At 61.9% G+C, this 12678-nt stretch carries 20 protein-coding genes; all 20 read left to right on the plus strand.

Annotated features, from left to right (window positions below; genetic code table 11):
- Positions 1-3 precede the first annotated feature (3 nt).
- The 20 genes from DOU54_RS27575 (at position 4) to DOU54_RS20865 (ending at position 12667) form a co-directional block, all read left to right on the plus strand.
- Positions 4-150, plus strand: coding sequence for a hypothetical protein (locus DOU54_RS27575; RefSeq protein ID WP_193603431.1), 147 nt, complete (start codon positions 4-6; stop codon positions 148-150).
- Positions 147-581, plus strand: coding sequence for a hypothetical protein (locus tag DOU54_RS20780; RefSeq protein WP_113731793.1), 435 nt, complete (start codon positions 147-149; stop codon positions 579-581). The genes DOU54_RS27575 and DOU54_RS20780 overlap by 4 nt, the downstream gene beginning before the upstream one ends.
- Positions 578-784, plus strand: coding sequence for a hypothetical protein (locus tag DOU54_RS20785; RefSeq protein ID WP_113731794.1), 207 nt, complete (start codon positions 578-580; stop codon positions 782-784). The genes DOU54_RS20780 and DOU54_RS20785 overlap by 4 nt, the downstream gene beginning before the upstream one ends.
- A complete protein-coding gene (locus DOU54_RS20790) occupies positions 777-1175 on the plus strand; it encodes a hypothetical protein (RefSeq protein ID WP_113731795.1) in 399 nt (132 codons plus the stop codon). The genes DOU54_RS20785 and DOU54_RS20790 overlap by 8 nt, the downstream gene beginning before the upstream one ends.
- A 94-nt stretch (positions 1176-1269) precedes the next feature.
- Complete coding sequence (locus DOU54_RS20795; protein ID WP_113731796.1) at positions 1270-2358, plus strand: glycoside hydrolase family protein; 1089 nt, start codon at positions 1270-1272, stop codon at positions 2356-2358.
- A complete protein-coding gene (locus DOU54_RS20800) occupies positions 2285-2746 on the plus strand; it encodes a gp436 family protein (RefSeq protein ID WP_113731797.1) in 462 nt (153 codons plus the stop codon). Before DOU54_RS20795 ends, DOU54_RS20800 begins: the two co-directional genes overlap by 74 nt.
- Positions 2743-3225, plus strand: a complete 483-nt coding sequence (locus tag DOU54_RS20805; RefSeq protein ID WP_113731798.1) for a phage virion morphogenesis protein — start codon at positions 2743-2745, stop codon at positions 3223-3225. The genes DOU54_RS20800 and DOU54_RS20805 overlap by 4 nt, the downstream gene beginning before the upstream one ends.
- Positions 3222-3851, plus strand: a complete 630-nt coding sequence (locus tag DOU54_RS20810; protein ID WP_113731799.1) for a hypothetical protein — start codon at positions 3222-3224, stop codon at positions 3849-3851. The genes DOU54_RS20805 and DOU54_RS20810 overlap by 4 nt, the downstream gene beginning before the upstream one ends.
- Positions 3844-4377 (plus strand): phage baseplate assembly protein V, encoded by a 534-nt coding sequence (locus DOU54_RS20815; RefSeq protein ID WP_193603433.1) that lies wholly within the window; start codon positions 3844-3846, stop codon positions 4375-4377. Before DOU54_RS20810 ends, DOU54_RS20815 begins: the two co-directional genes overlap by 8 nt.
- 12 nt (positions 4378-4389) lie before the next feature.
- Positions 4390-4635, plus strand: coding sequence for a hypothetical protein (locus DOU54_RS20820; RefSeq protein ID WP_113731801.1), 246 nt, complete (start codon positions 4390-4392; stop codon positions 4633-4635).
- Positions 4636-4655: 20 nt separating this feature from the next.
- A complete protein-coding gene (locus tag DOU54_RS20825) occupies positions 4656-5051 on the plus strand; it encodes a GPW/gp25 family protein (RefSeq protein ID WP_146617395.1) in 396 nt (131 codons plus the stop codon).
- Positions 5048-5986, plus strand: coding sequence for a baseplate J/gp47 family protein (locus tag DOU54_RS20830; RefSeq protein WP_113731803.1), 939 nt, complete (start codon positions 5048-5050; stop codon positions 5984-5986). Before DOU54_RS20825 ends, DOU54_RS20830 begins: the two co-directional genes overlap by 4 nt.
- Positions 5986-6210, plus strand: coding sequence for a hypothetical protein (locus DOU54_RS27580; RefSeq protein ID WP_193603435.1), 225 nt, complete (start codon positions 5986-5988; stop codon positions 6208-6210). The genes DOU54_RS20830 and DOU54_RS27580 overlap by 1 nt, the downstream gene beginning before the upstream one ends.
- Entirely contained in the window at positions 6203-6859 is a 657-nt protein-coding gene (locus DOU54_RS20835; RefSeq protein ID WP_193603437.1) for a phage tail protein I, read from the plus strand. Before DOU54_RS27580 ends, DOU54_RS20835 begins: the two co-directional genes overlap by 8 nt.
- Positions 6856-9144, plus strand: a complete 2289-nt coding sequence (locus DOU54_RS20840) for a hypothetical protein (RefSeq protein WP_113731805.1) — start codon at positions 6856-6858, stop codon at positions 9142-9144. Before DOU54_RS20835 ends, DOU54_RS20840 begins: the two co-directional genes overlap by 4 nt.
- 10 nt (positions 9145-9154) lie before the next feature.
- Positions 9155-9337: a hypothetical protein gene (locus DOU54_RS20845; RefSeq protein ID WP_113731806.1), complete on the plus strand. Its 183-nt coding sequence runs from the start codon at positions 9155-9157 to the stop codon at positions 9335-9337.
- Positions 9309-10061, plus strand: a complete 753-nt coding sequence (locus DOU54_RS20850; RefSeq protein WP_113731807.1) for a hypothetical protein — start codon at positions 9309-9311, stop codon at positions 10059-10061. Before DOU54_RS20845 ends, DOU54_RS20850 begins: the two co-directional genes overlap by 29 nt.
- Positions 10054-10725 carry a hypothetical protein gene (locus DOU54_RS20855; RefSeq protein WP_113731808.1) on the plus strand — a complete coding sequence of 224 codons (672 nt, stop codon included), beginning with the start codon at positions 10054-10056 and terminating at the stop codon, positions 10723-10725. The genes DOU54_RS20850 and DOU54_RS20855 overlap by 8 nt, the downstream gene beginning before the upstream one ends.
- Positions 10726-10729: 4 nt before the next feature.
- Entirely contained in the window at positions 10730-11110 is a 381-nt protein-coding gene (locus DOU54_RS20860) for a hypothetical protein (RefSeq protein WP_113731809.1), read from the plus strand.
- A 300-nt stretch (positions 11111-11410) separates the two neighbouring features.
- A complete protein-coding gene (locus DOU54_RS20865) occupies positions 11411-12667 on the plus strand; it encodes a phage tail sheath protein (RefSeq protein WP_113731810.1) in 1257 nt (418 codons plus the stop codon).
- Positions 12668-12678: the final 11 nt, after the last annotated feature.

The following is a 12678-nucleotide window of genomic DNA, read 5'->3' on the forward strand; positions in this document are numbered from 1 at the left end:
GCGATGGATATCAATACTCTGAAAATCCTTGGCATGCTTGTCGTCTTCGCCGCCATCTTGATCGCGGGCTTCCTTGTCGTCACCGACAAGCCCAGCTGGGGCTGGTTTCTGCTCGTCGCAGTATTGATGGCAGGGGCGATTTTTCCATGACCTCGGCCGTCATTACCCTCGTTGCACAGAGCAACTGCCCGATTTGTGGAAGCCAGATCACGAGCGGAGGCGGCGGCGTCGCCTTCGCCTCGGCCACTTTCGCCTGCGGCAGCGAGTTGCAGACGGCCAACGGTCAGATTGTCATCGGCACACCGTGCCCGGCGCCGAGTTATGTGGCCGTCCGAGCGCTCAATAAAACCTTCGATTCTCAGATGCCAACGCCTCCCGGTAACCAGATCCGGACAGCGGAGTGCGATGGCGAGGACGCTGTGCCGGTGACCGGGCAGCTGCCGGTAGGCACAGCGTCCAACCCGTCAATCGGCCATCGCGCTAAGGTCACGGTCAATCCGCACAGGCCGCAGATGAAGTCTGCAGAAGAGCGCGCAGCCTGTGCGGAAGCGCGAGCAGCCAGAAAGGCAGGTGAAGCATGACCGAGTTCACCCGCCGGGAGCGCATCCGCACCATCCTCATTGAAGAGTTCAAGGGCGACGGTCACGAGCTGTTCGAGCACGAAGGCGAGACTTATGCGCGCCTGCCCGCACCCGCATTCACCGGGAAGAGCAGTTGCGCGTCCTTACCGCCCGGCAGATTGAAATCGAGCTTAGGCTTGGGATTGCGGGGCGAACATGACTAGCCTTCCAGGAATCCTCGCGGACATTGCCGATATCGCTGGTACCGACGTCGCCTATGAGATTGCTCGTAGCCACGGTGGTACGCGTGTTTCCATTCCTCCGCGCGCTGTTGCAGGACACTGGCTGACAGAACTTGTCGGCTTCGAGACGGCCGACAAGATTTGCCAGGGACTGGCGACACTCGATCCGGATGGAAAGCTGCGAGGCGTGCAGCACGAGGTTATTCCGAAAGGACCTGCGGCGGTCCTCAAAGCTGCACGCCGGCAGGCGCGCACGGCACTGGCGAGAGGCGTGAGCGTCCGAGAAGCCGCCCGCATCTCGGGCTTGCACGAGCGCACAATTTGGCGCATGAAAGCAGACGAAGACGACGACGCCCAAGGCAGTCTCTTCTGACCGGCTGACAGCTGTCAGCCCCGCAAATCCCCCCTTGATTGCATAGTCGCTCCAGATCACCGCCCCTCGGCCGTTCGCATTTCTGGAGCCAATCATGACACGTTCTGTGAGCCCGAAGGGGCGGAAGTTCCTCTACGCTCACGAGGGTGTGGTGAAGAAGGCCTATCGCTGCCCGGCCGGCATCTGGACGATCGGCGCGGGCCTGACGACGGCGTCTGGCGTCATCATCGTCAAGCCCGGTATGGTCATCACCGAGGAAGAGAACGATCGCCTCGTCGACCTTGCGCTGAAGCGCAACTATCTGCCGCGCGTCCTGAAGGCTCTTGGCGACAGCTGCAGCCAGCACGCGCTCGATGCCAGCACGAGCTTCGATTACAACACCGGCAAGATCCACTCAGCCTCCTGGGTCAAATCCTTCCTCGCGAATGATCCCGTCGATACCCGCCGCCGGCTGCTGATGTGGAATAAGGGCAACGGCCGGGTTCTGCCTGGGCTGACCCGTCGTCGGGGTGAAGAGGCGACCCTACTGCTCGACGGTCGCTTCCCGGCCGAAATCGAACGCTCGGTCATCGGCTTTCAGCAGACGAAGCCGGGTGCGTATGCGGCCATCGTCGTTTCACTGACCACGGCTGAGATCGAAGAGGCCAAGAAGGCGCTGGTGAAGCTTGGCTACAATGCCGGCGCACCCACGGGAGCCATCGATCGCGTCGCTGTTGAGCTCTTCCAGAAGGCGCATGACCTGACAGTCGACGGCAAGGTCGGGATGGCCACGCTTGCCACTCTTCAACGCGAACTCGATGCCCGTTCGAAAGCCGCTCAAGGCTCCGTTGCCACGGCCGGCGGCGCGGGTGTGGCTGGCGGCGACCAGGTGGCGGGAGCGGTCACGGGGCCAGCACCCGTTGATCCCACCGCTGTCGCTCCCGATCAGATTGCCACGCTCGTGGGTCTCGGCATCGCAACCGTCGCGATCGTCTATCTTGGCTGGCAGGCCTATCGGTACCGCGACGTTATCGCTGCGCGTAGGCGAGGCCCGCGCGCACGGTGCCTGCAACGTCTGACAATGGACGTGACAGCCGGGAGAGACCGGCACCAATTTTCAAGAGGACGCCATGCAGCCCTACGCCACCATCGCAGATATCGAAGCCCGGTTCCGCGATCAGCTCACGCTGGTGGCGGCCGATGAGCAGACGGGCCTGCGCGATGATCTCCGCATCGAGAAGGGGCTGCTCGACGCCTCGATCGAGATCCGCGGTATCCTCGCCGGCCGCTATTCGCCGGCCGAGCTTGCCAGCCTCGACGCCGATTCGCTTTCGCTTCTGCGGCTCTACTGCATCGACGTGGCCTTCTACCGGATCGCGCTCGACTTCTCGCGATCGACCGAGAACATCAAGGAGCGCTACGACCAGACCATCAAGCGGCTGGAACAGATCGCGGCCGGCAAGGGGGCACTGACATCGAGCGCGCCTTCCGGCGGTGGCGACACGATCGATGCCGGCGACATCGGCCAGAACGAAGTCGTGCTGCAGGCGCCGGAGCGCATGTTCACCCGAGACCGGTTGGGCAGCATATGAGCACCTCCATCACCATCGACGTTTCCGAGCTGGACACAGCCTTCGTTCGGCTGCGCCCGATCTTCGAGTTCGAACCCTCCGAGCTGATGACCGCGATCGGCGCGCTCGGCGACAGCCAGACGCGCCGGCGCATCGAAGAGGAAAAGACCGCGCCCGATGGCACGCCCTGGCTGCCCAACACGCAGCGCACGTCGATCCTGATGGAGACCGGCCAGCATCTTCTGGCGTCGCTGGTCTGGACGGCATCCGCTGAGCAGGCCGAATGGGGCGCTGCCTGGGAATATGCCCATGTCCACCAGGAGGGCATGACGATCGTGCCGAAGAACGGCAAGTCGCTCGTGTTCACGCTCGGCGGCAACGCCCAGGTGATCCATGCGAAGAAAGTCACGATCCCGCCGCGTCCCTTTGTCGGCCTCTCCGATGACAACATCGAAGAGATCATCGACGTCGTGACCGACCACTTCGGAGTGATGCAATGATCGCGCCGAAGCCCCTCGATCAGCTGCTCGCCACCGATGCGCTCGGGCCGCTGCAGGCCGCGATCGTCTCGACGCTTGCCACGCTCAATCCGGGCGTGACCGTCACGGCCCATCCGGGGAAGGTCGATATCTCCGAACTCATCAACAAGACCGTCGTCAAGTCGCCCGGAATCGGCGTCGGCTTCTCGAAGATCAAGACCGGCCAGCAGTCAGACGGGCACTTCTGGCTGGTGATCGAATGGGTCGCTTATGTGGTGGCCGAAGCCAAGGTCGTTGGCGCGAGGCGCGTCGAGAAGGAAGCCGTGGGTCTCGCGATCGGCGGGCGGGTCTTGGAGATCCTCGCCGACCTCGAAACCTCGCTCTGGGGACGCACCGGCGTTTTCCCACCTGAGACGACGCCGCCCGCTGAGCTTAAACCCCTCTTCACGATCAAGGATCAGTCGCAGGGCGTGGCCTATTACACGGTGACCTGGACACAGATCATGGCCGACCAGGGGATGAGCGTGTTCCCTGATGATGCCGGCCGCTATGACGAGGAAAGCGGCCTGATCCTCTATGATGATCCTGCCTCGATCGAGCAAATGGCACGTTTCATCCCGGCCCGCGAGGTGGATGACGATGCGTGATCCCGTCGCCCTTGAGCTGCGCCGCCAGGTGGCCCGGATCGAAGCGGCCGAGCGTCGGCTTGCCCAGACCGTGCTGACCGGCAAGGTCGCTGCAGTCGATCGGGAAAAGCGGAAGCTGCGCCTTAAGTTCGGTACCAACTCCAAGGGTGAGGACGTGCTCGGCCCCTGGGTGCGCTGGCAGGAGGCAGGTGTTGGTGTGTTCTCGATCCACAGCGAGCCACAGCAAAATGAGCAAATGGTCATGGTGTCCATGTCCGGAACAATTGGCTCCGGTTCGTTCGTCGTCCCCGGCAGCTTCGATCAGGACAACCCGTCGCCATCCGATGCCAGCGACGAAACCGTGATGAAGCGGAAGTCCGGCAAGTTTCACCTGGTCGCAACCGACGGCTTCCTCTTTGAAGGTCCGGTAGAGATCAAGGGTGATTTCCAGGCGCGCGACGGCACCTTCCGGCACAACGAAAAGAACGTGGGCGATACCCACGGCCACGTATCTGCACCGCCCGGCATCCCCGGCGGCCCCGTTTAAAGGAGAAAGACCTTGGTCAAGACACCGAAACGCCCAGCCTCGGCCTCCGCATCCTCAGGTGCCGCACCTGTCAGCCCGCTGCCGGCAGGCCTTGAGGATTACATCGTCAATGAGGCTGCGCCCAGCCATGTCGCCGGGCGGCGCGTCGAAAAGGGGCAGACGATCACGCTGTCGGAAGAGCAGGCACGCGGCGAGCTGCTGGCCCAGCACATCCGGCCGGCGCTTGCCGTCAAGGGCTCTGAAGACGCCGATAAGTGAGCTTTGAAGGGGGTTTGAAGATGGCGGGAGAGATCCGCTACAGGACTGGACGAGATCAGCGCACCGGGGAGATGATCTCCGGTCCGCGCCATCTTGCGCAGTCGCTGGGCAAGATCATCGACACCCGCCTCGATACCATGCCGATGCTTCTGGATTTCGGGATGGATCTCAGATCCTACCTTTCGGAAGATCTGACGCCGGCGCTCGCACTCAGCATCTACACCGATATCGCCGCTGCGTTTGCCCGTTCTGAGCCCGAATACGAAATCCGCCAGGTACAGCTGGTGAGGTTGACCGATGGCGGTGCGCTCGGTCTGCGCCATGGCGGGCTCTACTATCCTGAAGGGCGGTTCGGAAACTATGACCTGGCCGTGTCACTTGCGCTCGATCCCCGGCGCGTCGGAGTGCGCTCATGACCTCTGCTCCGACCGCCATCGATCTCTCCCGGCTGCCGGCGCCGACCGCAATCGAGCCACTGTCGTTCGACGTGCTGCTGCAGGGCGCCATCGACCGGTTCGTTGCCGATTATGCCAGTGCGCGCGCGCTTGATCCGTCTCTGCCGGCCTATAGCGTAGAGATGCTGCAGACCGATCCCGTCATCATCGAGCTGCGCACCTGGTCGAACCTCAGGCTTTACGATCGCCAGCGGGTCAACGACGTCTTCGAGGCCCTGCTGGCGGCGCGTGCACGCGGCAGCAATCTCGACGCCATCGCCGCCGGCCGCAACATCGAGCGGCAGACCATCGTCGCGGCGACGTCTACTGCGGCTGCAATTATGGAAAGCGATACCGGCCTGTTGCGGCGGTATCTCTTGTCTTTCGACGTTCCGGCGGCGGGATCTGCAGGACGATATCTGTTCGACGCCTGGACGGCTTGGCCGCACGTCAGCGACGTGTCTGGAATGCTCGATGCCCGCGTGAATGGCTATGCGGTGCACGGCCGGCGCGGCGACATTGATCTTGTCATTACCGGCCCCGGTGGCGCTGTCCCAACGACGGAGCAGATCCTGACAGTGCGCAATGCCGTGACTGACATCAACCGCGCGCCGGAGGGCGTGGCAATTACGGTGCTCGGTGCGGTGCGTGTTGAATATGCCGTGTCGCTGGTGGTCGAGGTTCCGCAGTTCGGCCCCGCGCCGGAGCTTATCAGGCAGGAAGCCCTCGCTCGCGTCAATGCTGCTGCCAAGGACCGTCTGCTGATCGGTGGCGAGATCCCCGCAGGGTTTCTGGCTGGTGCTGCCTACGGCCCCAATATCATCAAGGTTCGTGATCTCGCTCCGGTGCTGATCGAGCCTGACCCTTACAAAATCCCGGTCATGACGGCTGTGGAAGTCACGGTTGAGGTGCGGTGATGTCTGAGCTAGCACCTTCTCAAAAGGTCATCACCTCCGCATCCGCTCTCATTACCAGGCGCGGCAATGCGCCGGAATCGTTGTTCTTCGATCTGCTTGAGGACGGTGTGACCGTCGCTAGTGCTCCTTGTGTTGAGACCGATGGACAACTGTTGGCCAGGTTTGACAAACCAGTCATCATCAAGGCTGGCGCTCGCTATGAATTGGCGGTGCGCCATGTCTGACGTCAAAGCAATCCTCCCGCCATCTTCTGGGCCATTCGAGCGCGCGATTGCGGCCGGCATGTCCGACACATTGCCGGTGCCCTATGCGGAGCTTTTCGACCCTTACACCACGCGGGAAGATCTGCTGGCGTGGCTTGGTGCCAATGCCAGCCTAGACCTCTGGTTTGACGACTGGCCACTTGCGCGCAAGCGTGAGGCGATCGCCCAGGCGGCTGGATTGTCTGAGCTATACGACGGCGAGCTTGCGGCACTGAAGACGACGCGCGGCGGAGCGATCCGGTATCTTGCGCTTGTCGACGGCACCGTTGTCGATGCGGTCTCCTATCCCGCGCCGGCCTTTGCCGACGATGCCTTCTGCGATTCCGCCATCATCGACCACCCGCCGTTCCTTGCGACTTATCTGGTCGGCGTCGAGGTGCTGGATGCTGAGGGCACCTATGCCGACCAGGGCTATGAAGGCGAGGCATTCGCAGAGGCGCCGATCACCGAGCCTTATGACCGATGCCTTGCGGCGTTGCGCGCGGCCAAGGCCGAACACAATGAAATCCTGGTCGACTTCACGACCTTCCGCGTCATCACAGCCGGCGACGGCCTGACCGCAGGCGGCGGATATACCGCCGGCCAATACATTGCGAGGACGAAGCTTTGAGCAAGCGCAAGATTTTCAACCTGAACGAAAAGATCACGTCTCCTGATCTGACGGACGTCGGGATTCACGCCAAGGAAACGACCGGGAACATCGTAGGGGACGCCATCGGCTACCCCAACCACTATGCGACGGTGACGGTGAGCGAGGGATCGGCGGTGACGGCCGTCATCAACCCGGGCCGGCTGTTTATCAACGACAAGCTTTATGACCTGGACGAGGCGTTCTCGCTCGACCTGACGGAGCGCCTGCCGTTGGTTCTTGGGGATACCGTCTGGGTGGCGCTGCTTCTTCGCGGCGCCACGGAAACTGAAACGGCGCTGCGCAACGTCCGTGTCGATGCTGATACCGGCGCGACCGTCAACCAAGTCGTACCGAAAACGGAGAAGTTGACCGTCCAGTGTGTTCCGCAATCAGGTATCCCCGGTCCGACGCCGCTGAAGCCTACTGTGGCCGCCGGCGAGTGCATCGTTGCCTGGGTGCTGCTGTCACAGACCGGCATTCAGTCGATCGAGATGCACACCCCGCACCGGGTCAAGACGCTTCACGAAGTCGAAGGGCGGGTGACGATCCTCGAAGCCCGCATGGATTCGATCGAGCAGGTGGCGGCATCGCTGCGCACCGACTTGTCGGCCATCTCGGCAAAGCAGCGTGAGGCGGTTCGACCAGAGATCTTCAATCAGGTCCGGCTCGACATCTCGGCCATCAAGCGATTGCTGCGCGTGTTCGAGAATGAGCCGCGTGCGCAATACTACGACCCGGCGCTGGTCAAGGATGGATGGGACACCGACAACAGTCTGTGGCTTGCCCGCATTGCCGAAGGCATCCGGTTCCAGTTCGCCAATTTCCGCGATAGCCAGTTGGCGCTTGCCAACCCGGCCAACCCGGATGTGACCATCACCAACAATCTGATGCTGCCGAAGTGGACGGAAGAGGTAAAGCTCTCGGTCTCCGGCGGCACGGGCTCGAAGAACATATCGCAGTTGGTCCACACGGAAGTCACGGCGATCCGGCGCGAAATCTCGCGATCGTCCGTGTCTTATGGGCCGATCGTTCAGGTCTGCCAGAACCAGCAGGATTGGGCGGCGGCGGGGCTTGCCGACGCGAGGGCCGGGGCAACACTCGCGGTTGCTGGCGAAACATTCCAGGTCGTTGGCCAGTCTTCGAGCGGCGTCGGCGGCGCATGGAATGCCGACCCGGCCTCTACCGGCCACAAGAATTACGACGTGCAGTCGGTGTCCGTCTCCACATGGACTGAGGTCTATTGGGATTACGTTACGGAGACATTCGGCCTTAACGGTTCGGTCTACGGCCAGACCTTCCTGAACAGCCAGGCCATGATTATGACCGGCCTCAACCTGCGCTTTACCCGCGTGGGCACGGACGGCGATGTGCATGTCTGCGTCTGTGAGGTGGGCGACGACGGTGCCCCGCGCACCGATCGCGTCTTGGAGCGGGCGACCGTGACCCGAGCCAATCTGTCTGTCGGCAAGGTGCGCTTCGGCTTCCGCCCGATGCTGCTGGAACCGGGCAAGCGATATGCTTTTTTCCTGACCACCACCGGCAATCACCAGATTGCCTTCGTGTCGGAGAACAAGTTCGCGCAGGGCTCGCTGTTCCAGATCACGGACGGCATCTGGGCGCAGGGCTCGGCCACCGAGGATCTGGAATTTGACATCCTCGGCGCAAAGTTCGCATCGACCCGCACGGTCGTTGAGTTCGACGCACTGACGCTTGATGCTGGCATGTCCTATCTGCGGCTTGTAGCGGCCGGCTGGGCACCATCAGGGACAAGCCAGATCTGGCAGTGGCAGCCGCAGGGCGATACCGAATGGTATGACCTCAGCCCCGAGAATGCTGACATCCTCTATGGCTTGCCGCCGCTGATCCGGCTCAGGCTGGTCATGGTCGGAACCACGGACCTTGCCCCGGCCATCGTGCTCGACAACAAGGCGCGCGGTGAAACGGGGCGTACCCGTGGCGACATCCGCGCATTGACCGAGGTCATCAACTTCGGGGTCACAACGACGAAGGTCACGGTCGATCTGACGATTGATCGCTGGGTTAACGCCGAGCACACGGCCGTCGTCAAGCTGATTTCCGGCGGTGTCACGCGAGACGCCTTTGCGACAAGCACCTGGCAAGATCCGGACAATCCACTGCGCCGCCGATTGACGGCAGTTTTCGACAGCATCCCGTCGACAACGTCGGCTGCGGTTCAGATCGAAGGCACGAAGACGGGCGTCGATGAGTGGTTTGGCGAAAGCCTGTTCGTGATGGCGGATTGAGGACAAGACAATGGCAAAAGCTGCAACCCCGACATTTGAGCCGGACACGACCTACCGCTTCCGGCTCCTGAAATCGGTGAAGGCGCCTGTGCGTCTTTCCCGCATGGATGAGCACCAGGGCAAGGGCGCGCTCTTGAACCGCATTGTTGAATTGGAGGGCGCAGATGCCATCGACACCGCCGAGCCAGTCTAACAAGTATCGGTTTGAGGCCGACACGCCGCTCGATCCGCCCACCCTTAGCGGCATCATGGAGAGCATCCATGACCGCATTGCTGCGCAAGAGGCGCTGGTTGTCGATTACCAGGCGGCGATCGACAACCTCAACAATCTCGGCCTGCAGGTCATTGCCGAAAACCTTGCGCCGCAGATCGAAGCCGCGCGCGAGCAGCTGGATGCATTGCAAGAGCAGGCCGACGGCGTCGAGGATCAGATCGCGGCGCTGCTTGCAAGCGGCCTTGCCGCGACTGGCGTTTCTCTGACTGCGATTGATGGGCTGACGGCCACAAACGCGCAGGCTGCTTTTGCCGAGATCGTGGACGACATCACGGGCCTAGCCGAGGCGCTGGGTGAGATCGAGACGGATGTTGCGGCGGCGATTGCCGGTATCAGCTTCACGGCGATCCGCCCTGTCATCACGGTTACGGCTGCTCATACGGCTGTCGCAGGCCAGCGCGTCCAAGCCGACAGCACGGGCGGCGCGTTCAACGTCACTTTGCCGCAAGACGCCGCACAGGGTGCGACGGTTGACGTTGATCCGGTGGGATTCGGCGTTTCCGTTGTGCCAAACCCGGCCGGGGCCGCAACTACAATTGAGGGCCATTCTTCCATCACCATCGACCAGCCGAATGTCGGGCTCACGCTGACGTTGCGCGGGACGGTCTGGAAGATCGAGCGCAGGAGTATCGTCAATGCCTAATCTGAGCGATCTTTTCCCGTCGAGTGGTGGTGGATCATTGCCGGGGGGAATGACGAAAGACCCGAGGCTGTTGCCTTGTTATGATGCAACGGGAGTGCTGGAATTGAGGCAAGCGAACACCGGAGCCCAATGTACTGTCGCTTCTCTTCAATTCTGGGATTCCATTGGCTGGCACGGAGCATTTGCGGCGTCTTCAACAGACGATACGTACAACACTGTTTGCGACATAACCGGATCTGGGTTTCTGTTTCAGGTAATCTCCCAAGCGATCACTAATGTCACAGATGATGTAACTTTCCGCATTACCGTGGATGGTACTGAATATGTCATCGCAAAAACTCAGACATGGGCTTCCGCGGTCAGTGATAACGGTCGCCGCGTGGTCTTAGGGGCGTGTGGTAGTGTCGCAAACTTTTACGATGCAGCGAATGGAACATGGCTGAGAGGTTTCCCAAGCAATGCGTCGAGCGCCTCCATCCAATCTTTCAGGTCGTTTGGGAGCGGTGCGGCTGCTCACCTACTCGCACCTGAGAGCATCGTTACGCATGGATTAGGGCCTTACGTGCGCTTCGATGCAAGCCTCAAAGTCGAAGTTAAGGTGACAGACGTCTACACGGTGCAGACCTACGGCGGCCGCTGCGGCGCAACCTACATACTGGATTAAGCCGATGATGATCGAAAACCTCACATCACCCGGCGTTGATCCTGTTGACGGCGATCTTGTCCGCATCACCCATGGCAATGGCGCGATTGAGATCAAGCAGTATTTCACCCCGGCACCTCCTAGCCCGCCAGAGCCGCCAACCCTTCCCCCGCTCACTCGCCGCCAGCTACGTCTAGCGCTGCTGTCCATCGGTGTGACCGCTGACCACGTCGAGACCCATATCGCCGATATCACGGACCCGGTAGACAGGGCAGCGGCCCTGATCGAATGGGAAGACGCCACGCATTACAAGCGGGATCATCCCCTTGTCGCTGATGTTGCGGCGGCTATGCAGCTACCACCCGAGCAGGTGGACGCGCTCTGGGTATGGGCGGCGGGGATTTGAGATCCCCGTCGGATCGGACCCACGAAGCGCTGAAGGCAGACGGCGCCCCGCGATGGCGACGGCTCGTGATGTTCCTCGCCGTTGTTCTCTGGCGATACAGCTGACTAAAACGTACCCGCTAACTGAGGCGGCGGCGTGATCGTATTGATTTTCGGCTGTCGAAAGCGCATGCTAAAGCCTTGGTGACCTCCTAGCCAGATCGTTCGCAGAAACCCCTCGGCTGACAGCTGTCAGCCGAGGGGTTTCGCGTTCCAGCGCTAACGTCCTTCCAGTCTTGCACTTCACAGACAGGAATGACCGATGTCAGGCACCACGGATTTCGTCGGCGTACGCCGGTTTTCCAATCTTCTCTCGACCGTCGCCAAGATCGACACGCGCGATAGCACCCGGCCTGCCATGGTCGTGCCGGCGCCGCTTGCGGACGAAGACGCTTTTCCGCTCAATGAACTCGTTTCGCTGTCGCTCGACAATCCCGAGCAGCTCGGGCTCTTGGGTGCCGGCATTGCCCGCGACGCCTGCGATCAGTTGCTGATGGAAGGCATCGTCACCGACGTCGCCTTCGTCCGCACACCGCATTCCACGGAGGCCGATCCAGCGGACAAGCTGGAAGCCGAAATCAACGGCATCGTCGGCTCGGCCGGTGCAAAAACCGGCATGTACGCGCTGCTCGATGCCAAGAGCAAACTGAAGTTCGAGCCAGGTGCGATCATCTCTCCCGGCTATATGAGTGCCCGCCTGGGTGACGCCGCAAACCCGGTTGCGGCTGCGGCTCGCATCGTGGCCGATCGCATCATCGATTGCCTTGTGGTGGCCGACACGCCCTCGAACACGCGCGAAGCGGCGATCGAGTGGGCAGAAGACTTCGCAACCGCCCTGAACGTCGTGGCGCTCTATCCAGGCGGCACGTACAATTTCGGAGCTGGCAACGTCGTCCGGCCCCTTTCCGCGTCCTATGTCGGCCGGATGATCCGCCGCGACAAGGAAACCGGTGGACCCTACAAGGCCTGCTGGAACCGGCCGCTGCAGGGTGTTCTCGGCCCCTCGGTGCCGGTTGGCTACACCGACGGCGACGTCGGCTCCGAGGCCAATCTCCTGGCGCAGGCGGGCGTTGGCACAATCATCGAAGGCAATCTGCTCTGGGCGCCGTTCACAACCGCGATCGATCCGACCGTGAAAAGCTGGCGTTCGGTCAAGAAGATCCGGACGCGCCTCGCCGTCTCCAAGGCCATGCTGCGCCCCATGCGCCAATATGTATCCGAGGACATCACGCCGCACATGGTCACACTGATCTACCGTGCTGCCGACCAGTTCCTGTCTGACCTGGTCACGCTTGGCGCGATCATCGACTACGAGCTTTTGTGGTCGAAGGCGTTCAACCCGTCGACGCTGCTGGAGGCCGGGGGGCTCCGGGCCAAGATGCGCTGGGCAGAGACGCCGGATCTCGTGGATCTGCAGCTCTATGATGAGCCGATGCCTGAGGCCTTCGACGTGCTCAACGCGGCGATCGCCAGCGCGCTCTCGCAGCTCGGCTCCACCAACATCCGCGTTACCGCTTAAGGAGAGCCATC

The organism is Agrobacterium sp. MS2, assembly GCF_003261015.1.
In the GTDB taxonomy this organism is placed as follows: domain Bacteria; phylum Pseudomonadota; class Alphaproteobacteria; order Rhizobiales; family Rhizobiaceae; genus Agrobacterium; species Agrobacterium pusense.

Excerpts from the sequence above, each read along its gene's own strand:
- DOU54_RS20865 (WP_113731810.1), top strand. The coding sequence starts at position 11,411 with ATGTCAGGCACCACGGATTTCGTCGGCGTACGCCGGTTTTCCAATCTT.
- DOU54_RS20805 (WP_113731798.1), top strand. The coding sequence starts at position 2,743 with ATGAGCACCTCCATCACCATCGACGTTTCCGAGCTGGACACAGCCTTC.
- DOU54_RS20815 (WP_193603433.1), top strand. The coding sequence starts at position 3,844 with ATGCGTGATCCCGTCGCCCTTGAGCTGCGCCGCCAGGTGGCCCGGATC.
- DOU54_RS27580 (WP_193603435.1), top strand. The coding sequence starts at position 5,986 with ATGTCTGAGCTAGCACCTTCTCAAAAGGTCATCACCTCCGCATCCGCT.
- DOU54_RS20800 (WP_113731797.1), top strand. The coding sequence starts at position 2,285 with ATGCAGCCCTACGCCACCATCGCAGATATCGAAGCCCGGTTCCGCGAT.
- DOU54_RS20855 (WP_113731808.1), top strand. The coding sequence starts at position 10,054 with ATGCCTAATCTGAGCGATCTTTTCCCGTCGAGTGGTGGTGGATCATTG.
- DOU54_RS20790 (WP_113731795.1), top strand. The coding sequence starts at position 777 with ATGACTAGCCTTCCAGGAATCCTCGCGGACATTGCCGATATCGCTGGT.
- DOU54_RS20845 (WP_113731806.1), top strand. The coding sequence starts at position 9,155 with ATGGCAAAAGCTGCAACCCCGACATTTGAGCCGGACACGACCTACCGC.
- DOU54_RS20780 (WP_113731793.1), top strand. The coding sequence starts at position 147 with ATGACCTCGGCCGTCATTACCCTCGTTGCACAGAGCAACTGCCCGATT.
- DOU54_RS20850 (WP_113731807.1), top strand. The coding sequence starts at position 9,309 with ATGCCATCGACACCGCCGAGCCAGTCTAACAAGTATCGGTTTGAGGCC.
- DOU54_RS27575 (WP_193603431.1), top strand. The coding sequence starts at position 4 with ATGGATATCAATACTCTGAAAATCCTTGGCATGCTTGTCGTCTTCGCC.
- DOU54_RS20825 (WP_146617395.1), top strand. The coding sequence starts at position 4,656 with ATGGCGGGAGAGATCCGCTACAGGACTGGACGAGATCAGCGCACCGGG.
- DOU54_RS20785 (WP_113731794.1), top strand. The coding sequence starts at position 578 with ATGACCGAGTTCACCCGCCGGGAGCGCATCCGCACCATCCTCATTGAA.
- DOU54_RS20795 (WP_113731796.1), top strand. The coding sequence starts at position 1,270 with ATGACACGTTCTGTGAGCCCGAAGGGGCGGAAGTTCCTCTACGCTCAC.
- DOU54_RS20860 (WP_113731809.1), top strand. The coding sequence starts at position 10,730 with ATGATGATCGAAAACCTCACATCACCCGGCGTTGATCCTGTTGACGGC.
- DOU54_RS20810 (WP_113731799.1), top strand. The coding sequence starts at position 3,222 with ATGATCGCGCCGAAGCCCCTCGATCAGCTGCTCGCCACCGATGCGCTC.
- DOU54_RS20830 (WP_113731803.1), top strand. The coding sequence starts at position 5,048 with ATGACCTCTGCTCCGACCGCCATCGATCTCTCCCGGCTGCCGGCGCCG.
- DOU54_RS20835 (WP_193603437.1), top strand. The coding sequence starts at position 6,203 with ATGTCTGACGTCAAAGCAATCCTCCCGCCATCTTCTGGGCCATTCGAG.